The sequence below is a fragment of the Candidatus Accumulibacter sp. ACC003 genome (assembly GCF_907163085.1).
GTDB lineage: Bacteria > Pseudomonadota > Gammaproteobacteria > Burkholderiales > Rhodocyclaceae > Accumulibacter.
Window position 1 is genome coordinate 116,400 of sequence record NZ_CAJQTX010000001.1, and the last position, 25,991, is coordinate 142,390.

Annotated in this window: 22 protein-coding genes and 1 pseudogene; 14 read left to right on the forward strand and 9 right to left on the reverse strand. The window is 65.0% G+C overall.

All coding sequences use genetic code 11. The annotated features are described in order from the left end of the window. Positions 1–162 precede the first annotated feature (162 nt). Positions 163–1,935: pseudogene (locus QZ656_RS00455) on the forward strand (type I restriction enzyme endonuclease domain-containing protein); the annotation flags it as partial. A 231-nt stretch (positions 1,936–2,166) separates the two neighbouring features. Here the strand turns inward: QZ656_RS00455 and QZ656_RS00460 are convergent. The 5 genes from QZ656_RS00460 to QZ656_RS00480 all read right to left on the reverse strand — a co-directional run bounded on the left by QZ656_RS00460 (position 2,167) and on the right by QZ656_RS00480 (position 5,634). Next, positions 2,167–2,658 carry a DUF3368 domain-containing protein gene (locus QZ656_RS00460; protein ID WP_291991555.1) on the reverse strand — a complete coding sequence of 164 codons (492 nt, stop codon included), beginning with the start codon at positions 2,656–2,658 and terminating at the stop codon, positions 2,167–2,169. Next, positions 2,648–2,902, reverse strand: coding sequence for a UPF0175 family protein (locus QZ656_RS00465; protein ID WP_291991556.1), 255 nt, complete (start codon positions 2,900–2,902; stop codon positions 2,648–2,650). The genes QZ656_RS00460 and QZ656_RS00465 overlap by 11 nt, the downstream gene beginning before the upstream one ends. Before the next feature lie 230 nt (positions 2,903–3,132). Then, complete coding sequence (locus tag QZ656_RS00470) at positions 3,133–4,128, reverse strand: cytochrome P450 (RefSeq protein ID WP_366522088.1); 996 nt, start codon at positions 4,126–4,128, stop codon at positions 3,133–3,135. Between the two features lie 383 nt (positions 4,129–4,511). Beyond that, on the reverse strand, positions 4,512–5,018 hold the full coding sequence (locus QZ656_RS00475; RefSeq protein WP_291991558.1) for a hypothetical protein: 507 nt from the start codon (positions 5,016–5,018) through the stop codon (positions 4,512–4,514). A gap of 10 nt (positions 5,019–5,028) precedes the next feature. Further along, entirely contained in the window at positions 5,029–5,634 is a 606-nt protein-coding gene (locus tag QZ656_RS00480) for a hypothetical protein (RefSeq protein ID WP_291991559.1), read from the reverse strand. 97 nt (positions 5,635–5,731) lie between these two features. On the opposite strand from QZ656_RS00480, the gene QZ656_RS00485 reads away from it, so the two are divergent. From QZ656_RS00485 to QZ656_RS00500, 4 genes are read left to right on the forward strand one after another with little or no spacing between them, the layout of a single operon-like run. After that, a complete protein-coding gene (locus QZ656_RS00485; protein WP_291991560.1) occupies positions 5,732–6,367 on the forward strand; it encodes a TetR family transcriptional regulator in 636 nt (211 codons plus the stop codon). After that, positions 6,364–7,548, forward strand: a complete 1,185-nt coding sequence (locus QZ656_RS00490; RefSeq protein ID WP_291991561.1) for an efflux RND transporter periplasmic adaptor subunit — start codon at positions 6,364–6,366, stop codon at positions 7,546–7,548. The genes QZ656_RS00485 and QZ656_RS00490 overlap by 4 nt, the downstream gene beginning before the upstream one ends. Continuing rightward, positions 7,545–8,738 carry an ABC transporter permease gene (locus tag QZ656_RS00495; protein WP_291991562.1) on the forward strand — a complete coding sequence of 398 codons (1,194 nt, stop codon included), beginning with the start codon at positions 7,545–7,547 and terminating at the stop codon, positions 8,736–8,738. Before QZ656_RS00490 ends, QZ656_RS00495 begins: the two co-directional genes overlap by 4 nt. Beyond that, a complete protein-coding gene (locus tag QZ656_RS00500; protein ID WP_291991563.1) occupies positions 8,739–9,443 on the forward strand; it encodes an ABC transporter ATP-binding protein in 705 nt (234 codons plus the stop codon). Positions 9,444–9,529: 86 nt separating this feature from the next. Here QZ656_RS00500 and QZ656_RS00505 read toward each other — a convergent pair whose 3' ends face one another. Genes QZ656_RS00505 through QZ656_RS00515 form a run of 3 tightly spaced genes read right to left on the reverse strand, consistent with a single transcriptional unit; the run spans position 9,530 to position 11,011 of the window. After that, on the reverse strand, positions 9,530–10,078 hold the full coding sequence (locus QZ656_RS00505) for a hemerythrin domain-containing protein (protein WP_291991564.1): 549 nt from the start codon (positions 10,076–10,078) through the stop codon (positions 9,530–9,532). Between the two features lie 12 nt (positions 10,079–10,090). After that, complete coding sequence (locus QZ656_RS00510) at positions 10,091–10,549, reverse strand: PAS domain S-box protein (RefSeq protein WP_291991565.1); 459 nt, start codon at positions 10,547–10,549, stop codon at positions 10,091–10,093. 42 nt (positions 10,550–10,591) lie between these two features. Then, positions 10,592–11,011, reverse strand: a complete 420-nt coding sequence (locus tag QZ656_RS00515; protein ID WP_291991566.1) for a MarR family transcriptional regulator — start codon at positions 11,009–11,011, stop codon at positions 10,592–10,594. Between the two features lie 189 nt (positions 11,012–11,200). On the opposite strand from QZ656_RS00515, the gene QZ656_RS00520 reads away from it, so the two are divergent. The 3 genes from QZ656_RS00520 to QZ656_RS00530 all read left to right on the forward strand — a co-directional run bounded on the left by QZ656_RS00520 (position 11,201) and on the right by QZ656_RS00530 (position 14,749). Further along, the gene (locus QZ656_RS00520) at positions 11,201–12,352 is read left to right on the forward strand and encodes a PLP-dependent aspartate aminotransferase family protein (RefSeq protein WP_291991567.1); all 1,152 of its coding nucleotides are present in this window, start codon (positions 11,201–11,203) and stop codon (positions 12,350–12,352) included. Between the two features lie 61 nt (positions 12,353–12,413). Then, a complete protein-coding gene (ptsP, locus tag QZ656_RS00525) occupies positions 12,414–14,495 on the forward strand; it encodes a phosphoenolpyruvate--protein phosphotransferase (RefSeq protein ID WP_291992097.1) in 2,082 nt (693 codons plus the stop codon). 5 nt (positions 14,496–14,500) lie between these two features. Next, a complete protein-coding gene (locus QZ656_RS00530) occupies positions 14,501–14,749 on the forward strand; it encodes a hypothetical protein (RefSeq protein WP_291991568.1) in 249 nt (82 codons plus the stop codon). Positions 14,750–14,961: 212 nt separating this feature from the next. Here QZ656_RS00530 and QZ656_RS00535 read toward each other — a convergent pair whose 3' ends face one another. After that, positions 14,962–16,182 (reverse strand): IS110 family transposase, encoded by a 1,221-nt coding sequence (locus tag QZ656_RS00535; RefSeq protein WP_291991569.1) that lies wholly within the window; start codon positions 16,180–16,182, stop codon positions 14,962–14,964. A gap of 425 nt (positions 16,183–16,607) precedes the next feature. Between QZ656_RS00535 and QZ656_RS00540 the strand changes: the two genes are divergently transcribed. From QZ656_RS00540 to QZ656_RS00565, 6 genes are all read left to right on the forward strand, one after another. After that, positions 16,608–19,409 (forward strand): DUF6600 domain-containing protein, encoded by a 2,802-nt coding sequence (locus tag QZ656_RS00540; protein ID WP_291991570.1) that lies wholly within the window; start codon positions 16,608–16,610, stop codon positions 19,407–19,409. Positions 19,410–19,569: 160 nt separating this feature from the next. Beyond that, a complete protein-coding gene (locus tag QZ656_RS00545; RefSeq protein WP_291991571.1) occupies positions 19,570–20,844 on the forward strand; it encodes an extracellular solute-binding protein in 1,275 nt (424 codons plus the stop codon). Next, on the forward strand, positions 20,841–21,584 hold the full coding sequence (ugpQ, locus tag QZ656_RS00550; protein WP_291991572.1) for a glycerophosphodiester phosphodiesterase: 744 nt from the start codon (positions 20,841–20,843) through the stop codon (positions 21,582–21,584). Before QZ656_RS00545 ends, ugpQ begins: the two co-directional genes overlap by 4 nt. Before the next feature lie 150 nt (positions 21,585–21,734). Next, positions 21,735–24,365 (forward strand): alanine--tRNA ligase, encoded by a 2,631-nt coding sequence (gene alaS, locus QZ656_RS00555; protein ID WP_291991573.1) that lies wholly within the window; start codon positions 21,735–21,737, stop codon positions 24,363–24,365. A 70-nt stretch (positions 24,366–24,435) separates the two neighbouring features. After that, positions 24,436–25,467 carry a low specificity L-threonine aldolase gene (locus QZ656_RS00560; RefSeq protein WP_291992098.1) on the forward strand — a complete coding sequence of 344 codons (1,032 nt, stop codon included), beginning with the start codon at positions 24,436–24,438 and terminating at the stop codon, positions 25,465–25,467. Beyond that, the gene (locus QZ656_RS00565) at positions 25,467–25,955 is read left to right on the forward strand and encodes an NUDIX domain-containing protein (protein ID WP_291991574.1); all 489 of its coding nucleotides are present in this window, start codon (positions 25,467–25,469) and stop codon (positions 25,953–25,955) included. Before QZ656_RS00560 ends, QZ656_RS00565 begins: the two co-directional genes overlap by 1 nt. The last annotated feature ends 36 nt before the right edge of the window (positions 25,956–25,991 follow it).

The following is a 25,991-nucleotide window of genomic DNA, read 5'->3' on the forward strand; positions in this document are numbered from 1 at the left end:
CGGAAACCCTGGAAGCCACGATTGCCTCAACGTCTGCTCCTCCTTGCACTCCTAGCGAAGCTTGGTTTATGCCATAAGAAAATCATGGCCGTCAAAATAAAGTGCCACGTGCAATCCCGGAATTCTACCTACATTCCCGGCCGGGATCAGGAAATCTGCACTTTCGTCGGCTTCACCGGTACGCCCGTGGAAAGCACCGACAAGGACACGCGCGCGGTGTTCGGCGACTACGTCAGTATCTACGATATCCAGGACGCGGTGGATGATGGCGCGACGGTGCCGATCTACTACGAGAGTCGGCTGGCCAAGCTGGACCTCGACCAGGCCGCGATGGAACAGCTCAACAGGGATGTCGAGGAGGTGTTCGAGGACGAGGAGGACGTTGCCCTGCGCGAGGCGGCCAAGACGCGCTGGGCGGCGCTGGAAAAACTGGTCGGCGCGCAGCCGCGCGTCGACCAGGTGGCGGCCGACATCGTGCAGCACTTCGCGGCGCGCAATGAGGCGGTGGCCGGCAAGGGCATGATCGTCGGCATGAGCCGCGAAATCTGTGCCCGGCTCTACCCGGCCATCGTTTCCCTGCGCCCCGCGTGGCACAGCGACGACCCGGCACATGGCGCGATCAAGGTGGTGATGACCGGTTCGGCGGCCGATCGCGAGTTGTTGCGCCCGCACATCTACAATCACAGCACCAAGAAGTTACTGGAAAAGCGCTTCAAGGATGCCAACGACGGCCTCAAGCTGGTGATCGTGCGTGACATGTGGCTGACCGGCTTCGACGTGCCCTGTCTGCACACCATGTACGTGGACAAACCGATGCGCGACCACAACCTGATGCAGGCCATTGCCCGGGTGAACCGCGTCTTCCGCGACAAGGAAGGCGGACTGGTGGTCGATTACATCGGCATCGCTGCGGAACTACGCAGCGCTCTGAAGGCGTATACCGAAAGCCGTGGCAAGGGCCAGCCGACGCTGGATGCGGCCGAGGCGCTGGCCAAGCTGAAGGAGTTGATCGACGTGGCGCGTGCTCTGCTGCATGGCTTCGACTTCGCGGGCTATCCGACTCGCGCGGTGGCGCTATTGTTGCCGGCCGCCAATTTCGTGCTCGGGCAGGAGGAGGGCAAGAAACGCTGGTTCGATGTCGTGCTGGCCATTACCAAGGCTTTTTCGCTGTGCGGCACGCTCGATGAGGCGATGGCGCTGCGTGAGGAAATCGCATTTTTTCAGGCGATCAGGGCGGTGATCGCCAAGGCGACGACTTCCGAGAAGAAGCTTTCGGAGGACCAGAAGAACGCCGTGCTCAAACTGATTCTCGACAATGCCGTGGTCGCCGAGGGCGTCGAGGACATTTTCAAACTCGCCGGGCTGGATCGACCGGACATCGGGATTCTTTCTGACGCTTTCCTGGAAGAGGTGCGCCGCCTGCCGCAGCGCAACTTCGCGGTCGAACTGCTGCAGAAGTTGCTCAACGACGAAGTGAAGTCGCGTTCGCGGACCAATGTGGTGATGGAGCGCAAGTTCAGCGAACGCCTGCAGGCGGCGCTCAATCGCTACCGTGGCCGGGCCATCGAAAGCGCCCAGGTGATCGAGGAACTGATCGCCATGGCCAAAGAGTTTCGCGCCGCCGCCCAGCGCGGCGATGCGCTGGGACTCAATGACTCCGAACTGGCTTTTTACGATGCGCTGGCTGACAACGAAAGCGCCGTGCGCGAGATGGGCGATGAGATTCTGAAGAAGATCGCGCACGAGCTGACCGACAAGCTGCGCAGAAGCGCCACCGTCGATTGGCAGAAGCGAGACAGCGTACGCGCTCGCCTGCGTAACCTGGTGCGCATTACCCTGCGTCGCTACAAGTACCCGCCAGAAATGCAGGAAGAGGCGATTGCGCTAGTCCTCGATCAGGCCGAGCGGCTTTCGGACGAGTGGACGCGCTGTTAGTGACCATTCGGCTGACTTGAGCTTTCGCAAAAACCGCCTTGGCAACTGTCCCCCCACACAGCGTTGAGCACCGTCACTGCGAGGAGCGTAGCGACGAGGCAGTCCAGTAGTCCCTTCCGATCACCCCGCTGGGTCCGCCGCTGCACCCCCCTGGATTGCTTCACTCCGTTCGCAATGACGACTGGTCGGCTTAGTGGCAACTGACTGGCCGAGGCGTTGTTCATGGCCGAGTCAAATCTCTCCCGCTTCCGTCAGGATGGTGCGAACCAGACCGTCGGACAACCAGAGCCCGGTAATGCGGAGCGCATCCAGAGCCGGTTTGACGCAGGGGATAAGGTGACGATGTTTGGCCAGCAGAATGACGCCGCAAGTGCCCAGAGTCTTGACCCCAAGAGCGCGCGCGCAACGGCGAGCGTAATCGTCGTCGACGATAGCGCGCAAATCAGGGGCCGTGCGGGCAAGCGAAATTACCGCGGTTTCGCCAAGGCCGGCATCCCATGCCATGACCAGTGGGTCGGGCAATGTCGGCGGCAATCGCTTGATCCATTGCGCGGAACGAATGGCCTGTGCAGCAATGTCCTGATGGCCGCCCTCGGCAACTTCAAGCCAGACGGCATCGGGCACGTGGACTTCGGAAAACAGACCGGGCAGCAGCTCCGCGTGTCCGCTGTTGAATAGCGTGATCAGAGGCGATGAATTGACCACCACCCGATCAATCCGCATCGGACATTTCCTCGCGCAAGGATTCTGCTGTTACCTGAAACGGTGAAACCCTGGCGTCCGAGAGGGCGCGAATGAAATCGGCACGACTCAAACCAGCGATTTCAGCGGCCTTGTTTTGGCTGATCCGCGCCTGGGCATACCATTGAATTGCGGCGGCCACGCGCATCTCCTGAACGAATTCCTCCGGGGCAAGATGGAGGGCGGAGAAAACGGATTCGTGTAAGGGGATGGAAAGGTTCAGCATTGGAGCGTTCCTCCGGTGTTCTTACGTCGTTCTGGAAGCCTCGCCAATCAGCGTTTTGCAATGTGGCGTGCTGGCGAGTCAATGAATCCGGTGCTTTTCAGACCTTACTATTTGCAGATCATTTATTCCATAGCGCTGGCCTCGACAATGATCAGTTCGAGACCGGTCGGCCGAGTATGAATCGCGTCGGCCGCTTACTACTCACTCCGTCGTAAGCGTGTTGGCGGCGCTTAGCGGACTCGCAGGGGCAGGGTGGCGAAACCACTGCCGGGGTACACCGCGCCGGTGGGCGGCGTCTCCGGGATCGGGTCGATCCGGGTCGTGTGCCCGAGTATCTCCTCCATCGCCACGCGCATCTCCATCCGAGCAAGAGGAGCGCCTGGGCAGACGTGGATTCCCGCGCCGTACAGCAGATTTGCGGTCTGGTCGCGGTCCGGCCGATAGGCCTCCGGTTCCTCGAAAACACGAGCATCGCGGTTGGCGGAAATCCAGATCAACGAGAGCCGTTCGCCGGCCGCGATCTTCCGGCCGCCGATTTCAACCGGACGAGTAGTGATCCGGCGGTTGGACACCAAGGGTCCGTAAATCCGGAGAATCTCTTCGATTGCGGCGGGCAGCAGGGAGGGCTGTGCGCGCAGCTGCTGCTGCAGATCCGGGTGTTGCGCGAGGTAGTGAACGAGGATGCCCAGCGCTGCCGAGATCGTGCCGACCTCACCGACGGTCCAGTTTCGCACGATGCTGACGATTTCTTCATCGCGCAGCGGCCGGCCCTGTACCTGTTGCCGAAGCAGCGAACCGGTGATGTCGTCACTGGCCTGCGCACCGGCCGCGCGCCGGATTTGCAGCAACTGGTGAACGTAGCCCTCGAATTCTTTGGCGATTTCCGCCATCGCCGGTCGGTCCTGCGCAAAAGTCGCCTGATGATTCTTCTGCGTCCAGAGACGCAGTGTTTCGCACATTTCGAGCGGCCAACCGAGCGAGGCGGACTGAATCCGTACGGCGAACCAATGGGCGAAGTCGCCAATGAACTCCAGCTCATCGCGCTCCAGCAGCGATTGCAGACGCTTCGCGGCGATCTCGCGACATTGCGGCTCGAACGCGTCTACACGTTCCGGCCGAAAATATTGCTCGATCATCCGTCGGTACTCGGTATGCTCGGGAGGATCCATTCCGTCCGGAACGGAGAGATGTCGGGATGCGGCGTTGCTGAAGGTGTCGGGGTCCATCAGCACGCGAACGATATCCTCGTGCCGAAAAACCGACCACTCAAGAAAATCGCTGTACGCGACCGGACAGCGCTCGCGCATCTCGTCGTAGGCCGCTCGCTGATCACGCTGGACAGCGTCGGATTTTGGCTCCCAATCCGCTTGCACCTTATCGTTCACCGTCATTCCTTCCTTATCGTTTTAGAGGAGCGCCCGCGGCAGGGGCAGAGCTTGGCGTTCGCTGTGCAAGCCGTTCGTCAGGCGCGAAACAGACCCCTACACGTCACGGCGAAAGTCCAGCGCGAACTGGACGGCGGTTGGCGAAATGGATTTTATCGCGGACCGCCGCGCTTGACGATGAAAGACCGGCGGTGCCGACATCGACGATTCGCTCGCCAGACGAATCAGTCGATTGCTGCCCACCCCGGATGCTGGAAGTAGCGGCCGTACTGGTTCACTGCGCCTACCGTCTGCGCTGCTCCGGCAGCCGGCGTCGCTTTCGACTTGCCCTGCATGGCGTCGGCGCCGGTGCTGAGTTCGGCGACGATGAGGTGCAGGTTTTCGTCTGCTGCGGGGTCGAGCTTGCACTCGCTGACGATCTTGGCGACGTGCGCTTCGACCAGGCTGCCGAGCGCCTTGTAATCGTCTGCCGTCAGCGTTCCGTGGTGGATGGCTGTGGCTTTTGCGACCAGCGCGCTGCGGATTTCGCTCATGTTCCGGCGCAGCGGCTCGTCCGTTGCCCACTTCTTGCCGTGATCGAGCATCAGTTTGGTCGGCGTCGCCGCTGCGTGCTGGTGCGAATTGGTGGCAGAGGTGGCAGAGGCGGCAGGGGCTGGCGCGGCAAAGGCCGGCGCGCCGATGGCGAAGGTGGTGAGCAGGGCGGCGGTGAGCAGGCTGCGCTGGATCTTCATGGGATTCTCCTCAGTGTTGAACAACAATGATCTCCGGATCGTCAGCATGCTCGACGAGCAGCATCCGGACGCGGTCTTGCCACAATGACTGGAACTGTGCGAGCTGGTCGGCGCTGGCCGTGCCGGCGACGCAGCGTGGCATCAGGGAAGCGATGCGCGCATCGCCCGGCAGGCGCTCCAGCCGGGCGGAGACAATCGCTGTGGCATTGGTGTCCTGCCGCGTGAAACGCAGCTGGCCGGGGATGTCGGCGCCGAAGGAGAGCAGGCCACGGCGATCAAAACGACCGGCAATTCCCTTGAAACCGGTATCGGTGCTGGCACCGGTGAGCAAGCCGGCGACGTTGGCGATGACGCCAGCAACGCCGGTGAGCGGGTCTTCCCGGAGCTCGACGCGGATGCCACCGCGCTCGGGAAAGGCTGCCGGGTAGAGGACGCGCATGGCGGCGCGGGTCATCAGATACGCGGCAGCGACGGTCGGGCACGAATGCCCGGCGAGCTTGACCGCGTCGCTGTAGGTGTACTCGATGATGCCTTCCTCCGACGCCCCGAGGAACCGGGCCAGCGGGTCGCGAACGGTGATTCGTGGTGCAGATTCAAAAAACGCCGGGAATTTCATGAGTTCGTTCTCCTCGGGATGGATACGCTTGTCAAACGGACATTACACGCCTAAGATAGTAATCACTTACTTACAAATGTGCAAGCGGATGACCATCATGGATATTCAGAGCAGCGTCCAGAAGGCTTCTCGCCAACGTCTGAGCAGCGACGAACGACAGCGCGAGATCGTCGCGGCGGTCCTGGCGCTGGCCCGCGAGCGTGGGCCGGAGGCGATCACCACGCAGGCCATCGCCGACCGGATCGGCGTCACGCAGGGGGCGATCTTCCGTCACTTCCCGGACAAGGAGGCGATCTGGATGGCGGTCTTCGCCTGGGTCCGGGAATCGCTTGGCACGGTATTGGCGACAGCGGTGGCGCAGCGCCAGTCGCCGCTGGCGAAGATCGAGGCGGCGTTTTTTGCGCACGTGGCCTTCATCGCGGCCAATCCTGGCGTTCCCCGCGTGCTCTTCCACGAGCTGCAATATCCCGGCGATTCGCCGGTGCGCGCCGAGGTCCGGGCGATGATCGCCGGCTACCGCGAGCGGCTGGCGTCGCTGTTCGCCGAGGCCAGGGCGGCTGGTGAGCTTGCCGCCGAGCTGGATACCGCGCTGGCGCCGGTGCTGTTCATTGGGGCGGTGCAGGGCCTGGTCATCGAGTCAGCGCTCGCCGGCAACGAGGACGCCATGATGGCGCGTGCGCGCCAGATGTTCCCGTTGCTCGTGCACGGCTATCGTGGGCCGCAAGAAGCATGAACGCGCGCTTTTCCCGCAAGGTCGTATTGGGCGTCGTCGCCGTCGCCAGTGTGCTGCTGTTCGGCTGGCTGGCGACCAGCCAGGGACCGCTGGCGCCGACCCGGGTGACTTTGGCAAAAGTACAGCAGGGGCCGCTGTCGGCGAGCACCTTCGGCATCGGTACCGTCGAGGCGCGCCGCAGCTATACACTGGCTCCGACGATGGCCAGCCGCGTGGCGCGCGTGCTGGTCGACCAGGGCGATGCCGTCGTGGCTGGGCAGCTGCTTGCCGAACTCGACCCGGTCGACCTCGACGATCGCGTCGCCAGCGGCCGACTCGTCGCCCAACGTGCCGAAAACACTGTCCGCGCGGCGCAAGCCCAGCTCGCCGAGGCGCAGAGCCGTGCGCGAGTCGCGGTCGCCAGCGCGCGTCGTTCGGCCGAACTGCGGGGCCGCGGTTTCTTCAGCCAGGAGGCCGCCGATGCCAGGCAACAAGAAGCCAATGCCGCGACGGCGGCAGTGGACGCCACTACCGCCCAATTGGCGGCGGCGCGGCGCGATCACGAACGCGCGCTGTCCGATGTCGCCGGTGTTGGCAAGCTGCGCGCGCAGGCACGGCTGCTGAGTCCCGTCGATGGCGTCGTCAGTGCGCGGCTGTTCGAACCGGGATCGACGATCGTCGCCGGGCAGGCAGTGCTGCAGGTCATCGATCCGGCGAGTCTGTGGGTCAGGGCGCGCATCGACCAGGGCCAGGCGGGCGGCGTGCGCGTCGGGCAGTCAGCCGAGGTCGTGCTGCGCTCGGATGCCAAGCGGGTCTACCCGGGCGAAGTCCAACGCGTCGATTGGCTAAGCGATGCGGTCGCCGAAGAGCGCATCGTCAATGTCGGCTTCGCGGCGATCCCCGACGCACTGTCGATCGGCGAGCTGGTCGAGGTGACCATCGGCACCGCCGAACTGCCCGACGCGCTCTGGTTGCCGGCGGCGGCGGTGAAGCGAGTGGACCGGCAGGACGGCGTGTGGCGAATCGAGGGCGGGCGCGTCACGTTCCATCCGGTCGAGGTTGGCATCGCGACCCTCGATGGCCGCAGCCAGGTTCTCTCTGGCCTGGCAGCGGGCGACGAAGTGATCGTACACAGTGAGCAGGCATTGCAGCCCGACGCAAAAGTCAGGGCCGTCGCCGCCATCGTCGGTGCCGGGAGATGATCAACCTCGCCGGTCGCGACATCCTCAATGGCTGGGGCAAGTTCCTGTTCACCGGCATCGGGCTCGGCTTGCTGATCGGCGTTACGCTGTCGATGGCCGGGATTTATCGCGGACTGGTCGATGACGGACGTGTCCTGCTGAGCAATGGTGGTGCCGATCTGTGGGTCGTGCAGCGCAATACACTCGGCCCCTACGCCGAACCGTCGAATGTGCGCGACGACGCCTATCGCGCGCTGCTCGGCGTCAAGGGAGTGGCCGAGGCTGGCAACGTCACCTATCTGACGATGCAGATCGAAGATCAGGGCAAGGATGTACGGGTGATGCTCGTCGGCTTCCAGCCCGGCCACCCCGGCGAACCCGGCTACCTCGTCGCCGGGCGTCCGATCACGCGCTCGCACTACGAGGCGATTGCCGATATCAAGACCGGCTTCCGTCTCGGGCAGCGCATCCGTATCCGACGGCACGAGTACACCGTGGTCGGGTTGACCCGCCGCATGGTGTCGTCGGGCGGCGACCCGATGGTCTTCGTGCCGCTGCGCGACGCGCAGGAAGTGCAGTTCCTCAAGGACAACGACGCGCTGGTCAATGAACGTGCGCGCAGCGCCGCCAATCCGGCGTTTAATCGCCCCGCTGTGCCGGGACTGCTCGAGGCCGTACAGGCCAGCCAGGCCAGCAGCCGGACGGTGAATGTGGTCATGCTGCGGCTCGCGCCGCACGCCGACGAAGCGATCGTGGCCAGCGACATCAGGCGTTGGAAGCACCTGGAAGCGTATACGCGCGCCGATATGGACGAAATCCTCGTTGCCAAGCTGATCGCCACCTCGGCGAAGCAGATCTTCATGTTCCTGGTCATCCTGGCGATCGTCAGCGCGGCCATCGTCGCCTTCATCATCTACACCATGACCCTGAACAAGGTGCGCGAGATCGCCGTGCTCAAGCTGATCGGCGCGCGCAACCGGACCATCTCCGCGATGATCCTCCAGCAGGCGCTTGGCCTGGGCGCGATCGGCTTCATCGTCGGCAAGACCGCAGCGACGCTGTGGGCACCGATCTTCCCCAAATACGTCTTGCTGCTGCCGGGCGATGCGGTGCTTGGCGCCTTGCTGGTACTGGTCATTTGTGCGCTGGCGAGCATCGTCGCCATCCGTGCCGCGCTGCGCGTCGACCCGGCGACGGCGATCGGCGGCTAGATGGCTGCGGCGATTGAAATCAGCGGCCTGACCAAACGCTACGGCGTTGGCGATGCCGCGGTCGACGCACTGAAGGGCGTCGACATGGTCGTCCAGCCCGGCGAGGTCGTCGGGCTGATCGGTCCCAGCGGTTCCGGCAAGAGCACGCTGCTGAAATGCCTGGGCGCGGTGATCGAACCGACCTCGGGCCGTATGGCGCTCGCCGGCGAGGCGATCTACGACAACGGCTGGCGGGTCAGCGATTTGCGCGCCCTGCGGCGCGATCGCATCGGCTTTGTTTTCCAGGCGCCGCATCTCATCCCTTTTCTCGACGTCACCGACAACGTCGCGCTGTTACCGATGCTGGCCGGTATGGCCAACACCAGGGCGCGTGCCCGGGCGCGCGAGATGCTTGCGGCGCTGGATGTCGGGCATCGCGCCCAGGCGCGGGTGGAGCAGCTTTCCGGCGGCGAGCAGCAGCGGGTGGCGATCGCCCGTGCACTGGTCAACCAGCCGCCGATCATCCTCGCCGACGAGCCGACCGCACCGCTCGACAGCGAGCGCGCATTGGCCGTGGTCCGGATCCTGAACGAGATGGCGCAGCGCTTTTCGACGGCGATCATCGTTGTCACCCACGACGAGAAGATCATCCCGACCTTCCGGCGGATTTATCACATCCGCGACGGGCGCACTTACGAGGAAGCCGGCGAGGGACGGGCGGCGTGATCCGGGGGCGGGTGAGCGAGCCGACCGGCGATCGCCGGCGGCCGAGGATTGGAGCATGCGCCTGCGCCTGCGCTTGTAGCTGGTGCCTAAACCTCGCCGGCCCCCCGGCGCGCGCGCATCGCACGGCCGACGCCAGCGAGCTCAGCATCGCTCAACAAGCGCGCCGCCATTGGCAAGAGCTCGCTTTCCTCGCACTCGATATGGTGTTCGTAGCGAACCGCCAGTGCCTCGACATCGTCGACGAGCAGCGGCACGCACTCGCCCGCTGCGATCATTTCGAGAGTGGCGCGCAGGTGTCGCCAGCAGGCTTCCAGTGCGCGGTGATCGGCGCTCAGCCCAGCGATTATTGCGCGCAGGCAGAGCGCGTCCGATCCGGCCATCGACTCGATCAGCGCTGGGAAGAGATCGTCTTCCTCATCGGCATGATGGTCCAGGGCGGCGGTGTCGAAGTAGCGCATCAGCGTGATCGCTGCGGTACGCGCCGCGTCGTCGGCGCCGTGGGCAAGCAGGTGCGGGACCAGGCGCCGCAAGCGCGTGCATTGCGCCTCGATGCTGCGGTGGCAAGCGGCAAGCATTTCCAGCGGCGCCTCGTTTTCGGCGATCGGCTCGGAAAACTCCGGGAGGTTTGTCATCATTTCACGATCCATTCACTCGGCTTGTTTTGCGCAGGGACTCGCAGTCTGCGAAGACTGCGCAGGGACCGCCTTGAGATGGCGGGCGGTGCAGTCACGGCCGATAGCCAGCGAACCGACAACCAAACCGCTGCCGTTCTTGACCAGTCCGAAGCTCAATTCCACGTAGAGCTTGCTGCCGTCCTTGTGCACCGACCGGGTCGTCAGTACCTTGTTCCGGTGCTTGGTCTGGCCGCTGTCGATGGCTTTGTGAAAGCCGTCCCAGTGCGCTTTTCGGAGCCGCTCCGGAATGATCACGTCGAGGCTTTCGCCGAGGACTTCGCTAGCGGCAAAGCCAAAAACGGTTTCAGCACCGTGGTTCCAGACGCGGATCATTCCCTGGCAGTCGGCGAAGATGATCACGTCCGGCGCCTGCGCCACGATCGCCTCGAAGAGATCAGAATTCGCCTCTGGGAAGCCGGAATTTCCCGCCATGGTGTAACTCCTTTCAAGCGCGATGTGCGCAGCGATACGCGGCTATTCGTGACCGAGCGTCGTCAAGTCGGGCACCGCGAATTTGCCCTGCAAGGACAGCAGCTCGCGGCGATGAAGGCCTGCCAGCTGCTCAAGGCATTCGTTTCCTTTTGCGGTCAGTTGCACGTCCACCTGCCGCCGGTCGTCGCAGCCGACGCTACGCCTTACCAGCCCGGCGAGCTCGCAGCGCGAAATCAGCGACACCACCCCATGATGCTTGGCCTGCAAGCGTTCGGCGAGTTCGCCTACGGTTGCCGACTCGCGTCCGGGGAAACCCTTGATCTGCAGCAACAGCAGGTACTGCAAGGGCGTTATTCCGTTGCCGCGCGTCAGCTCTTCGCTGAAACGCAGATAGCGGCGCAGTTGGTAGCGAAAGTGGGCAAGCGTTTCAAAGTCAGTCTTCGACATTCGCTGCTCAGCCATTTCTTGCAAACCGCCTTCCCTGATATTTGTATCACAGCATGATAGAGTTAGCCTGACGCAAGGGCAAGCCGCACTGGCTCGAGTCGCTTCCCCTCGGACGCTGCAAGGTATGCTCGAGGCAAGGAAGTGAACCGCCTCGTTCAGGCGTCATCCCATAGCATCCACAGCCAAAGGCGGGCCAAGAACCTGATGACTACTGACTCCCATACTCACCACCTTTCGACGCTTTGTGTCCACGCTGGCACCTACCGGGACCAGACCACGGGCGGCGCATGCAGTCCAATCTTTACGTCAACGGCCTTCGCGGTGCCGAACCCGGCCGCCGAGAATCTCTATCCGCGTTGCTTCAATACGCCCAACCAGCAGGTCATCAACCGCAAACTGGCGGCGCTGGAAAAGGGCGAAGCGGCAGTTGTCTTTGGCTCGGGAATGGCGGCCATTGCCACTTTCCTGCTCGCCCACCTGAAAGCGGGTGAGCACGCAATCTTCCAGAATGATCTCTACGGCGGCAGCATGCAGTTGATCAGTCAGGAACTGCCGCGACTCGGCGTGCAGGTTTCGTGGGGTGCGAACGTCGCCGAGTTCGCTGCGCTCATCCGACCCGAGACGCGGCTGATCTATGTCGAATCGCCTTCGAACCCCCTTTTGCGCTGCGTGGATCTGGTGGCGCTGGCCACGCTCGGCAAGCGCCATGGCGTGTTGACCGTCATCGACAATACCTTCGCCACGCCGATCAACCAGAATCCGCTTCCACTGGGGATCGACGCCGTCATCCACAGTGCGACCAAGTATCTCAACGGCCACAGCGACGTGAACGCGGGTATCGTCGTTGCGTCCGCTGAAATCGTCAGCCGAGTCACGGCGAGTGCGGTGAGCTTTGGCGGCATGCTCGATGCGCACGCGTGTTCCCAACTCGAGCGTGGCCTGAAGACGCTGGCTCTGCGCGTGCAACGGCACAACGAGAATGCCGGCACGCTCGCGCGCTTCCTCGCCGCGCACCCGGCCGTTGCGCGCGTCAACTATCCCGGCTTGCCCGAACATCCCGAGCACGCCATCGCCGCGCGCCAGATGAGCGGTTTTGGCGGCATGTTGTCCTTCGAACTGCATCAACCCGAGCACGTGGATCGCCTGCTGAGCCGCCTGAAGATCGTCATGCCGGCATTGAGTCTCGGCGGTGTCGAAAGCCTGATTTGCGTTCCGAGTCGCAGTTCGCACCGAACAATGACGCCGGCGCAGCGGCAGCGTGCCGCTATCAGCGACGGATTGTCACGAGTTTCTGTTGGTATCGAGGATATTGAAGACCTGCTCGCGGATTTCGCAGCAGCGCTGTCCATGCAATGACCACCCACCAGGAGCCATCAAGCTGATGGAAAGTACCCACAAGGCGCGGCCAGCGTCTTTGATGATCATTGGCCAGGTCGCGTCGTCCGGTCTTGCCCGGGGCCGTGCCTTGCTCTGCGATTGCGCCCGAAAACAGATCGCCATTCCGCGCCGGCAGGTGAGCGAGGCGGAAGTGCCAGGAGAGATCGAGCGCTTCGATGCCGCGGTTGCCGCCGTCGAGCGGAAGCTGCTGGAGGTTCAAGAGAGCGTTCGGCGCAGCCTGGGGAAGGACGAGGCGGAGATTTTTGAAGCGCAAATCCTCCTCCTGCGCGACGTGCAACTGCGCGATGCGGTCCGTGAGCTTTGCCTCGAAAATCGGCTGAATGTGGAGGCTGCCGTTGATGACGCGATCAAACGACTGATGGACTTGTTTGCGCGCCTCGACGATCCCTACTTCCGCGAGCGGGCCACCGACCTGCACGACGTCGGCAGACGCCTGCTGGATCACCTTGAGGAGAATGGGCGGCCGGATGTTCCTGTTCTTCACGATGGCTGCGTCATTGTCGCCAACGAGTTGCTGGCGTCGGTCGTTGCGCAGCTGGAAGGTCACGGCGTGCGTGCCCTGATTATCGAAAAAGGCGGCCTCACGGCGCACGCGACGATTCTGGCCCGTTCGCTTGGTATCCCGACGCTGGTGCACGTGCCCGAGGCCACGCGGAGAATCCGCACCGGCGATCTGGTGATCGTCGATGCGCTGGCCGGACGCGCCCTCATCAACCCGCAGGCGGAGGTGCTGCGCCGATACGACCGACTGGCGGCCGACCTGCAAGTTCACCTGGGTGTCTTGAAAGGCTTGATCGGCGTGCCGGCGGTCACTCGCGATGGCACCGCGATCAAACTCTGTGCCAATATCGGTCAGACAGCCGATGCGCTAACGGCCGCGAAGCTGGGAGCCGATGGCGCCGGTTTGTATCGTACCGAGTTTGGCTTCATGGTCCAGGATCAATTCCCTTCGGAGGACGAGCAGTACTACTTCTACCGTGCCACCGCCGAGCACCTGCAGCCGGGCGAAACGGTGATCCGCCTTCTCGATGTCGGCAGCGACAAGCCGCTGAGCTATTTCCCGCTGCCTCGCGAAGGCAATCCGGCGCTGGGCTATCGGGGCATCAGGCTTTTGCTCGGCCACCCGACGCTCATGCAGGCACAGTTGCGCGCTATCCTCAGGCTCAGCGCATCGCATCCGGTCGCCATCCTCCTGCCGATGATCGATGGCATGGACGACTTGCTCGCGGCCAAAGCAGCCATCGAAGTGGCAAAAGCGGAACTCGTCGCCACGGGGCAGTCGTTCAATCGCGATATTCGCGTCGGCGCGATGATCGAAACGCCAGCTGCGGCGATCCTCATCGAACACCTGGCCGACGAAGTCGACTTTTTCAGTGTCGGCACCAACGACCTCGTCCAGTTTCTCCTGGCGGCTGACCGAATTCGTGGCGAAACGGCGTCCACCTACGACCCCTTGCATCCGGCAGTCATCCAGGTCCTCGCGACGCTGGCGAGGGTGGCCAGCAGCAAGGGCAAAGCCATCTCGCTGTGCGGCGAAATCGCCAGCGATCCGGCGTACACGAAGCTCTTGATCGGCCTCGGATTTCGCAGTCTCAGCGTCAATCCGGGGCAACTTCTGGAGGTCAAGTACGCGCTTCGCTCGACCACCTTGCACGACGCCGAAAGCCTGGCCGGCCAGGTTCTGGCAATGCGCTCGACGTCCGCTATCAGGACGCAGGTGGAGGCCGACTGGAAACGGCGCAGACCGGTCTCTTCACCCGAGTTCCCGAAGTCGAGTTTGACGACCGGCGCGACGACCAACGCAGAACCCTGCCCAATCAGCCACAACGTCGCCAGGCAGCGCTTCGAATCGCCGGCGGGCGCCGCTCTGGCGTTCCTGAGCTACGTTGTCGAAGGTGGCCGGGTTGTCCTGGACCATACCTTTGTTCCCGACGAGCTGCGCGGACGCGGAATAGCCGCTGCCTTGGCCCGTAGGGCGCTGGACGAAGCGCGGCAACGGCGCTGGAAGATCGTCCCTCGCTGTTCGTACGTCGCCCGCTTCATCGAACGCCACCCGGAATTCGCGGACCTGGTCGACCGGCATGAAGAGGCCCAGGACTGAGGCGAGTGTTCCCGGCGGCCGGAGCGCAGCACAATTGTAGGGAGAATCAAGCGCCCGAGGCAAATTCCAGGCTACTGCTCGAGCATCGAAACCTGGGCAAGCTGCTCGGCCTGCTTGATCGTTTTACTGGCAATCGGAAGCATCCGACGCTCGCCGAGATCGAGCTTCTGGCAGGCGTCTTTTTTTATGTGAAAGTCGCGTACGCGACTCAAGAATCTCCCTTCACCCCACTGCGGGAGAAGGGCCGGGGGTGAGGCGGGGAATTCAGGGAGCATGCTCCCTGCCCGGCGAACGATTCCGGCGTGCAAGCCGGAATGCGCACTGCAAGTGGAGGGATACGGTCATGACTTTCATGATCTGGGGAATCTCAACATGTCATGACCGTTACCGTGAAAGAACACCCTCCTGAAGGCGAGCGAATCTCTGGCACTTGATGCCATTGAGAGCAACAGGCGGGAAGAGTAGCTCAGGCGGCAGCGGGGATAAAACCGTGCTTCTTGAGCATCTTCAACCAGCGAGGGGCGTTGCGTGCAACAGATAGGGCTTCGAAGTCGGTTGCCGAGTCCCGGTAGTGCGTCTGTCGGCTGATCAACAGGAAGACCGTTTTGAGAATCTTGTGGGCGATGGCGACGATGGCGCGCTTATGCCCTCGTCGCAAGCGAAGCGCCTCGAACTTGGACTTGAAAGCACATCGCGTCCGACTGGCCGCGTGCGCGAACTGGCAAAGCAGGCGTCGGACCCAGGGGTTACCTTTTCGTATCCGTCCGGTCTTTCGCTTGCCGGCGGACTCGTTGTTGCCAGGACAAATGCCCACCCATGAGGCCAGTCGATCAACCGAGCCGAAGGCGCTCATGTCATTACCGATCTCGACCAGCAGCAAGGCGGCACCGACGGCGTCGATGCCGGGGATGGTCTGCATCAATGCCAGCGTGCTTCGGTAGGGTGTCAGTTGATCGAGCAGATACTGGTCGAAACGATCGATACGGCGTTCGAGCTCCTCGACGTGCGCGATCAATTCATGCAGCACGAAGCGGTGGTCGGCGGTGAGTTCGCCGTCGAGCGCGTCGAGCAGTTCCGTACGGTCGGCCTTGAGACGGTTGCCGGCGAGCATCAACACCTCGGCGGGAGAGTGCTCGGCGATCAGCGCCTTGACCATCGCCCGCCCGGCGACGCCGTGGATGTCGCTCACCACCACCGACAAACGAATGCCGCCGTCGGAGAGGATCTTGTGCACGCGGTTCTTCTCGCTCGAAAGGATGCCGACCAGCTGCTGGCGTTGTCGCCCGACGTGGCGCAAAGCCCGAAACTGTGCCGGCGGCACAAAGGACGCGCGTAGCATGCCGGCTCGCGCCAGCATCGCCAGCCACTGCGCATCCGCCCAGTCCGTCTTGCGGCCAGGTACGGTCTTCACGTGCCGCGCATTGACGACCGTCGCGACGATGCCGACCTGTTCCAGCGCCGCATGCGGACTCTTCCAGTAGATGCCGGTGCTCTCCATGACGACCATCTCGGCGCCGTGAGCGGCCACCCATTGCGCCATCGCCTGGCGGTCACGCTTGAAACCACCAAACTCGGCCAACTCGACACTCGTCTGGCCGGCCTCATCTTCCGTGATCGCACAGGCCGTGATCTTCGCCTGATGAACGTCCAGCCCGACGACACGCTTGTACAGTTTCGCCAGTTCCATCCGTTACTCCTTTCCCGTAAAGTCACGAACGGGTGGGAACGGCGCTTGACCGAAACAACCTGCAGGGTTGCCCCTGCGGCCTTTTTACCGTGCGCTCTCTACGAGGCAATCCGGGGTACGAGTCGGTTCAGCGGGTCACGTTAGGCATCGGGGTCCAACCACCATCTCATTGCTCGACCTCTGCCGTTTCCACCCACTCGTATTTTCTTTCATCATCCGGGGTGGCGCGAGCCGCCTCACGCAATGACCGTTAGCTGACAAACCGAGCCGATGAACGGGCTTGCGCTCGGGCGCCCGCCGGCAAGGGCGGTAGCGGCGACGAAGAATCGTGTAAAAAAATGTCAGCGCTGTCAGACCAGGCGGGCGCTCAGGCGTTAAGCCTTGATCCGGCGTTTTTCGTGCCGTCCCCTCCGAGACCTGAAGCCATGTCCTTTCACTTCGCCGTCCTGCGCCGCTGTCGTCAAGTGCTCGCCATCTTGCTGCTCACGCTGCTCGCCGCGCTACCGGCAGTGGCCGACCCGTCGGGCCGTGTCGGGCGTATCGCCTGGCTGTCGGGCTCGGTCCATCTGCACCGGGCGGATAGCGGCGAGTCGAGCAGTGCCTTGCTGAATTGGCCGATTTCCACCGGCGACGTGTTGTCGACCGCTGCCGGTGCGCGTAGCGAAGTCCAGATCGGCTCGACCTTGCTGCAGCTCGACTCGGCCAGCGTGCTCGAATTCGTGTTGGTCGACGATCAGCGCGTGCACCTGCGCCTGCTCGACGGTAGCGTGCTCGCCAGATTGCGTTCTGCGGATGCGGCGCGCGAATTCGTGCTCAGCACGCGTGACGGCGACTTCAGCCCGCGTGAGGTCGGTAGCTACCGCTTCGACGCCGACCGTTCGACAGTCAGCGCCAGCGTCCTCGCCGGCAGCCTCCGCTTCGAAGCCAGCGACAGCGCGCTCGAGGTCAGCGTCGGCCAGCGTGCGCAGTTGTGGAACGATGGCCGCACGCATTACCAGCTGTCGGCGCCGGCCAATGACGACTTCGCGCTGTGGAGCGCCGGCCGTCCCCGGCCGCTCGTTGACGCCGGCCATGGCCGTTACGTGTCGCCGGAAATGACCGGCGCGGCCGACCTCGACGCCTATGGCAGCTGGTCGGATAACGCCGAATACGGCGCCGTCTGGTTCCCGCGCGCGGTCGCCGCCGACTGGGCGCCGTACCGTAATGGACGCTGGCTGTGGGTGGAGCCCTGGGGATGGACCTGGGTTGGCGACGAAGCGTGGGGATTTGCACCATTCCATTACGGTCGCTGGGTGCTTTACGGAGGCGCCTGGGGCTGGGTTCCCGGCCGGCGCGTGGCGCGACCGGTCTATGCGCCGGCGCTGGTGGCCTGGGTCGGCACGCCAGGTGCTGGCGTCTCGGTGCAGGTCGGCACGCGCCCTGCCGTCGGCTGGTTTCCCCTGGCGCCACGCGAAGTCTATGTGCCACCGTACCGCGCCAGCGCCAACCATGTGCGTCAGGTCAACATCACACAGGTCACGCAGATCAACAACATCACGGCGATTACCAGCGATCCGCAGGCGGCGGTTGCGCGCATGCCCTACGCGCATCGCCAACAGCCGCGAGCGCTGACCATGGTTCCCGCCAACGTGCTGACCGAGCACCGGCAGGTGAGCGGGGCGGCGATGCCGGCCCGCGATCGCCAGCAGCTGGGCAGCCAGACTGTACAGGTGCAAGCGCCAGTCGCCGCTCCACCGGTCGATGCGCCGCGGCGGGCGGCAGCGGGCCGCCAGTTCGAGCAAGCGGGCCGCCAGTTCGAGCAAGCTGGCCGTGCGGGCGAAGCCGGTCGGCTGCCTGGCCAGGAGCAACTCGGCGGGCGCGGCGATCGTCGGCAACAGCCGCCGGTGGCCGGCGCCGCGGTGCCACTTGAGGCGGCGTCAGCCGCCGTGCCGCCGGCGCCGACCGCGGCGCGTACGCCGCCGCCAGGCGACCGACGAGCGCGGCCCGAAAATGCGCCGCCGATCGGCTCGTCGGCGCCGCTGCCAGCGCCCGCATCAGCGCCACCGCCAGCGCCCGTCGCCGGCGAGCGGCCCGAGGTCGGCCGCTCGTCCGGACAGGGGCAGCGCGAACGCGAAGCCGGTCGTACGCCGGGCGATGAGTCGCCTGGCGGCCGCGCCGACCGCCGGCAAGCGCCGCCGGTGGCTGTTGCACCGTCACCGCTTGATGCGCCAGCAGCGGCCGTGCCGCCGCCGGTAACCACGCGGACGCCGTCGGGAATGGTCGGCAACACGCCGGCAGCGAGCCCGCCAGTGCGTCCGCTCGGCGCGTCAGCGCCGTTGCCGGCGCCGGCAGCGGGGGCCGCCGCGGGGAGTACAGCCGCACCCGTCGGCACGCGTGTCGAGCCGCAGGGTGGCGGACGTCTGGTGGTCGATGCGGTGCCGGGAAATGGCGCACGAACGCCAGCTGGTGCTGGGCGGTCGGTCAGCCCGGCGGCGGCGCCAGCCGCGTTGCCTGTCGCGAACGAGAGAATTGATCGCTCGGAAAGCGCGGCTGTTCGTCGCGCCGCGGATCCGGGCGCGCTCGGCAGTCCGTCGGGAGGCGGCGTGCCTGTGCAGCGAGTTCCCGGGGCAAGCGCGCCCAGGGTCGACCTTCCCGCGTCACCGACAAGGTCGCCGGCGGCGATCGAAACCGCCGCTCCCAACCGCGCCGCCGCGGCCGCGGCGCGTCCGTCGGTAGCGCCCGAGCGCTTCGATCCGCGGCCGTCGCCGTCACCGACGGTCGTCCCGCAATCGCCGGCGAGTGGCGCCGCGATCCTCGAGCGACCGGCGGCGCCAGTTAACCGGGCGAGCGCCGCCAGCCCGGGCGCGCCAGAGCAGCGCCGCGAGGCGCCGCTACGGCCGCTGCCGTCAGCGGCCGTGCCGCCCGCGTTTTCCGAGCGCGCAACGGCCGCTGTACCGGCGCCGCCGACACCGGCGGCAGCGCAACGCCCGGACGTACGCGCCGAGCCGCGTCGCCCCGATGCGGCGGCGCATCGTGAAGACGCGTCTGCTCGCCAGGCGCGGCCGGAAATGCGCGGCGACCCGCGGCCAGTGGCGCCGCCGCCAGCGGTCGCACCCGGACGCCTTGAGGCGGCACCGGCCAATGACCGCCCGGCGCGCGCCGACCGTCGCCAGGGGGCCGGCGGCGGGCCAGGCGAGCGCCAGGGCGATCCGCGCGAGAATCGGCAGCCGCGCGGGCCGGACGGCTAAGCCGCGCCCGGCAGCGGCGCGCGTTACCGGCGCCTTGGCTTTGTTGCGCGGACGCCGTTGAGCGCTATCGGCGGCGTCCGCGGCGCCGCAATTTGAGCGCCGAACGTCGGAAGCTGCGGCTATAATCACCGGCTCTCCAACTTGCTCCTCAGGGATCGCCATGCGCCTGCTCAAACTTCTCCCCTCAGCGGTGGCACTCGCCCTTGCCGCCCCTCTTTCGCTTGCTGCTGGTGCGCCCGCCGCTGCCGCCGCGCCAATCGAAATCGACTTCTCGCATCGCCTGGACGAAGAACGCGGCGAGCGGCTCGAAAAAGTGGTCGAACGCTTCAATTCGCGGCAGAAGGACTACCAACTCAAGGTCGTGCGCCGCGTCGACGGCGATGCGCCAAGAACTCTCAACCTCGTGACGCGCGAGGAGCAGGCACAGTTCATGGTCGCCAAGGCCGACTTCAAACCCTTGTATCAGGTGATGCTGCAAGCCAAAGAGCCCTTCGACGGCCGCAAGCTGTCGCCCGAACTGCGCGTCGGCCTGGCCGACAAGAAGGGCAATCTGTTTGCGCTGCCGGTGGCCTTGTCCACGCCGGTTCTGTACATCAACAAGGCCGCCTTCCGCAAAGCCGGGCTTGATCCCGAGAAGCCGCCGAAGACCTGGGCGGAGGCGCAAAAGGCCGCCGACAAGCTCTTCGACTCGGGCAGTACGTGTCCGTACACCACCTCGTGGCCGGCCTGGGTGCATATCGACAACCTGAGCGCCTGGAACGGCGCCGAAGTATCGACCGCCAAGGGCAAGCTGGACTTCAACGGCCTGGTTCAAGTCAAGCATACGGCGATGCTGACGACCTGGTCGAAGGCCAGGTTCTTCACCTATTTTGGTCGTCGCGATGAGGCCGACAGGCGCTTTGCTGCCGGTGATTGCGGCATGCTGACGAGTTCGTCGTCGCTGTTTGGTACCCTGCACGAAAGCCGCAAGGTTGAAACCGGCGTGTCGTCGTTGCCGTATCACGACGATGTTCCCGGAACGCCGCAGCAGACGCTCGCTGACGGCGCCTCGTTGTGGGTGGGTGCCGGCAAGAAGCCCGCCGAGTACAAGGGCGTCGCCAAGTTTGTCAGCTTCCTCATGGAACCCGACATGCAGGTCGAGTTTACCGCGCTCGAAGGTTTCCTGCCGATGACGTCGGTCGCCCGGGCGGCGGCCGACAGCCAGCTGTTGCGCGCCGACGTTGCCGGTCTGGATGTCGCCTACAGCCAGTTGCAGGGCAAGGGCGCGCTTCGTGAACTGCGGGTGTCGCAGATCGAGCCGGTGCGGATCATCGTCGAGGAAGAGCTGGAAATGGCCTGGGAAGGCAAGAAGCCGGCCAAGGAGGCGCTTGACAACGCCGTCGATCGTGGCAATGCCGTCTTGCCCGCGGCGCTCAGAGCGCAACTGTTGAAATGATCCGCCCGCGGCTTGGCTGGTCCTTGCCGCGTGTTTTCGCGCATCGCTGCGGCGGTGCGCTGGCGCCGGAGAATACGCTCGCCGGGCTGCGTATCGCCGCCCGATTGGGTGTCCGGGCGGTCGAGTTCGACGTCATGCTGTCGGCCGATGGCTCGCCCTGGCTGATCCATGACGAGACCCTCGAGCGCACGAGCAACGGCGTCGGCGCCGTCTGCGAAACGCGCGACGCGTGCCTGCGGGCGCTCGACGCTGGCGCTTACCGGCATGCTGCTTTCACCGGCGAGCCGCTGCCGAGTCTGGAGGCGGCAGCGCGTCTCTGTCGGCAGCTGCGCCTGATGGTCAACGTCGAGATCAAACCGGCCGCGGGTTTCGAGGCGACGACCGGCGCGGTCGTTGCCCGCTGCGTTCGCGAACTCTGGGCGGGTGTCGAGCTGCCGCTGCTCTCGTCGTTCTCCGAAGTGGCGCTGGCCGCGGCGCGCGAGGCCGCACCCGAGCTGCCGCTGGGCAGCCTCTTTGAGCGACCACCGGCAGATTGGCTGGCGCGCGTCAATCGGGTCGCGGCCTTGAGCCTGCACTGCGCAGCCGCTTCGCTCGACGATGAAGTCCTGCGTAGCGCGCGGGCGAACGGCATTCCGGTGCTCTGCTACACGGTCAACGAGCCGCAGGCCGCGGCGGCGCTGTTCGCGCGTGGCGTCATGGCGGTGTTCAGCGATCGGTTCGACTGCGTCGGCGAAAATTGAGCTGGCGTTGATTCGGTGCGCTGCTTTGCGGCGTACGCCAGGGGCCATCCGAGCCGTGTTTGCCGGGAGATTGGCCGGTCGCGCCGGCGACTTTCAAGTTAAAATCGCAGCTTTTTGACCGCGCCCGAATCGGGCATGGCAGGCGACGCGATGAAAACCACCACCACGAGCAGCGCTGAAATCCGCGACAAATTCCTCAAGTTCTTCGAATCGAAGGGCCACCAGATCGTTGCTTCGAGTTCGTTGGTGCCGCATGCCGATCCGACGCTGTTGTTCACCAACGCCGGCATGAACCAGTTCAAGGACGTCTTCCTCGGCTTCGACAAACGCCCCTACGTGCGCGCGACAACTTCGCAGAAGTGTGTTCGCGCCGGCGGCAAGCACAACGACCTGGAAAACGTCGGCTATACCGCGCGCCACCACACCTTCTTCGAAATGCTCGGTAACTTCTCGTTTGGCGACTACTTCAAGCTGGATGCGATTCGCTATGCCTGGGAACTGCTGGTCGACGTCTACCAGCTACCCGCCGACCGCCTGTGGGTGACGGTCTATGCCGATGACGACGAGGCCTACGACATCTGGACCAGAGAGATCGGCGTGCCGGCCGAGCGGGTGATTCGCATCGGCGACAACAAGGGCGCGCGCTACGCCTCCGACAACTTCTGGATGATGGGCGACACCGGGCCCTGCGGCCCGTGCTCGGAGATTTTCTACGACCACGGCGAAGGTATCGCCGGCGGGCCGCCGGGTTCGCCAGACGAAGAGGGCGATCGCTACATCGAGATCTGGAACAACGTCTTCATGCAGTTCAACCGCGACGAGGCCGGCGTCATGCATCCGCTGCCGAAGCCGTCGGTCGACACCGGCATGGGACTCGAGCGGACGGCAGCGGTTCTGCAGCACGTCCATAGCAACTACGAGATCGACCTCTTCGTTCGGCTGATCGCCGCCGCGGCGCGCGAAACCTCGTCGGCCGACCTCGACAGTCCGTCGCTGCGGGTGCTCGCCGATCACATCCGCGCCTGCTCTTTCCTGCTCGCCGACGGCGTCATCCCCGGCAACGAAGGGCGTGGCTACGTCCTGCGGCGGATCATCCGGCGCGCCATCCGGCACGGCTACAAACTCGGCGCGCGGGCAGCATTCTTCCACCGCATGGTGGCCGACCTGGTCGCCGAAATGGGCGCCGCTTATCCCGAGCTGGTCAGTAGTCAGCCGCGCATCACGGAGGTGCTGCGGCAGGAGGAAGTGCGCTTTTTCGAGACCATCGAACACGGCATGAGCCTGCTTGAAAGCGAGCTCGCGGCGCTGGCCGGCGACGGCGTTTTCAGCGGCAGCACCGCTTTCAAGCTGCACGACACCTTTGGTTTCCCCCTCGACCTGACCGCCGACGTCTGCCGCGAGCGCGGCGTTCGCGTCGACGTCGCCGCTTTCGACGCGGCGATGAAGCAGCAGAAGGAGCAGGCGCGCGCCGCCGGTAAGTTCAGGATCGCCGCCGCGCTCGAATACAGCGGCCCGGAGACGGCTTTTCACGGCTACGACGCGCTTGAATTCAACGGTCAGGTGCTGGCGCTGTACAAGGACGGCAGCCCGGTCAATGAACTGAAGGAAGGCGAACTGGGCGTCGTCGTCCTCGACGAGACGCCGTTCTACGCCGAATCGGGTGGTCAGGTCGGCGACCGCGGGGTGCTGCAGGCGGCGCAGGGTATTTTCGCCGTCGAGGATACGCAGAAGGTTCAGGCCGCCGTCTTCGGCCATCAGGGTGTCGTCAGGACCGGCGCCATCGTCGTCGGCGACCGTGTCGCTGCCCGCGTCGACGTCGTCGCGCGTTCCCGGACCGTGCGCAACCACTCGGCGACGCATCTGATGCACAAGGCGCTGCGCGAAGTTCTTGGTGCGCACGTGCAACAGAAAGGTTCGCTGGTCGACCCGGAGAAGACGCGTTTCGACTTTGCGCACAACGCGCCGATGAGCGCCGAAGAGATCCGTCGCGTCGAGCGCCTGGTCAATGACGAGATTCTCGCCAATGCCGCCGCCGAGGCCCGCGTGATGGCCATCGACGACGCCCGCAAGTCGGGCGCGGTGATGCTTTTCGGCGAGAAATACGGCGACCAGGTGCGCGTCCAGACGATCGGCTCATCGATCGAATTCTGCGGCGGGGTGCACGTTCGCCGCAGCGGCGATATCGGCCTGTTCAAGATTGTCTCGGAAACCGGCGTCGCCGCTGGCGTCAGGCGCGTCGAGGCGCTTACCGGCGATACCGCGCTGGCGTTGGTGCAGCAGCAGCAGGCGATCCTCAGCGACGCGGCGGCGGCTTTCAAGGCGCCGCTCGCCGAGTTGCCGGCGAAGCTCACACAGGTGCTCGACAATGTTCGCTCGCTGGAAAAGGAGCTGGCTCGCCTGAAGGCGAAACTGGCGTCGGCGCAGGGCGACGATCTGCTTGGGCAGGCGGTCGAGGTCAAGGGCGCGCGCGTTCTCGCGGCGCTCATGGAAGGTGCCGACGTCGACGCGCTACGTTCGACGATCGACAAGCTGCGCGATAAGCTGCGCAGCGCGGCGATCGTCCTCGCCGCGGTGGCCGACGGCAAGGTGACGCTGATTGCCGGCGTCACCGCCGATCTGACCGGCAAGCTGAAGGCCGGCGAGTTGGTGAATATGGTCGCCCGGCAGGTCGGCGGCAAGGGCGGCGGTCGTCCGGACATGGCGCAGGCCGGCGGCAACGAACCGGCAGGACTGCCGGCGGCGCTGGCCTCGGTGCGCGAATGGGTAGAGCAGCGGCTGTGACTAGTCGTTGCCCGACGAGCAGGCGCCAGCGCTGATTTGCGAGAGATGAAACACGATGACTGAGCCTAGCGTGCAACATTTCGCCAGTGACAACTACGCTGGCATCTGCCCGGAGGCCCTGGCCGCCTTGCTGGCGGCCAACGACGGCCACGTTCGCGCGTACGGCGACGACGAGTGGACGCGGCGCGCCGCCGATCGTTTACGCGAGGTCTTCGAGACCGACTGCGACGTGTACTTCGTCTTCAACGGCACGGCGGCCAATTCGCTGGCGCTCGCGGCGCTCTGCCAGTCTTACCACAGCGTCATCTGCCACCAGCTGGCGCACGTCGAGACCGACGAATGCGGCGCGCCACAGTTCTTCTCCAACGGTGCGCGGCTATTGGCGGTCGCCGGCGAGCACGGCAAGCTGACGCCGGCGGCGATTACCGAGGTGGTGACCCGGCGCAGCGATATCCACTATCCCAAACCGAAGGTGGTGACGCTGACGCAGGCCAGCGAAGTGGGGACGGTGTACCGTCCCGACGAACTGCAGGCGCTCACCGCGACCGCGCACGAGCTCGGTCTGCGGGTGCATATGGACGGCGCGCGCTTTGCCAACGCGGTCGCTGGTAGCGGCGTCGCACCGGCCGATCTGACCTGGCGGGCAGGCGTTGATGTGCTCTGTTTCGGCGGCACCAAAATGGGCTTGCCGGTTGGCGAGGCGGTGGTTTTTTTCGACCGTCGACTGGCCGACGACTTTGCCTATCGCTGCAAGCAGGCCGGGCAACTGGCTTCGAAAATGCGTTTCCTGTCGGCGCCGTGGCTTGGAATTCTCGAGGGCGATGCCTGGTTGCGACACTCCGCGCACGCCAACGCCATGGCGCAGCGACTGGCCAAGGGCCTGGCGGCGGTGGCCGGTCTGCAACTGCTCTTTCCGGTCGAGGCCAACGGCGTTTTCGTGCAACTGCCGAGTTCGCTGGAGCAGGGCTTGCGCGCGCGTGGCTGGCTCTTCTATACCTTCATCGGCGCCGGCGGCGCGCGTTTCATGTGTGGCTGGGATACGGCGCCGGCGACCGTCGATCGCCTGCTGGCCGACATTCGCCAGTTGGCAGACGAGCGCTGATGAGCGTCTGGCAGTTTTGCCCCTATTGCGCTGAACGGCTCGACAGCCGCGACGAGGGCGGTCGGCGGCGGCTCGCGTGTCACGCCGGCTGCGGTTTCGTCCATTGGGACAACCCCGCGCCGGTGCTCGCGGCGCTGGTCGAGTGCCAGCAAGGCATCGTCCTGGCGCGTAACCGCGCCTGGGCCGAGGGGGCGTTTGGCTTGATCACCGGTTTTCTCGAACGCGGCGAAGACCCGGCCGCCGGCGTCGCGCGCGAGGTCAGGGAAGAGCTCGGCCTGGAGACGCTGGCGACGACGCTGATCGGCGTTTATCCCTTCGTCCGCAAACACGAGGTGATCATCGCCTACCATGTCGTCGGACGCGGCGAAATCAGGCTCAATGAAGAGCTCGCCGAGTTTCGCCTGATCGCTCCCGAGAAGCTCAAGGCCTGGGACTTTGGCACTGGCCTGGCGGTTAGCGACTGGCTGGCTCGGCGCGACCAGGCGTAGCCGCGGCGCGACGCGGTACGGCGCTGGCGACGCTTC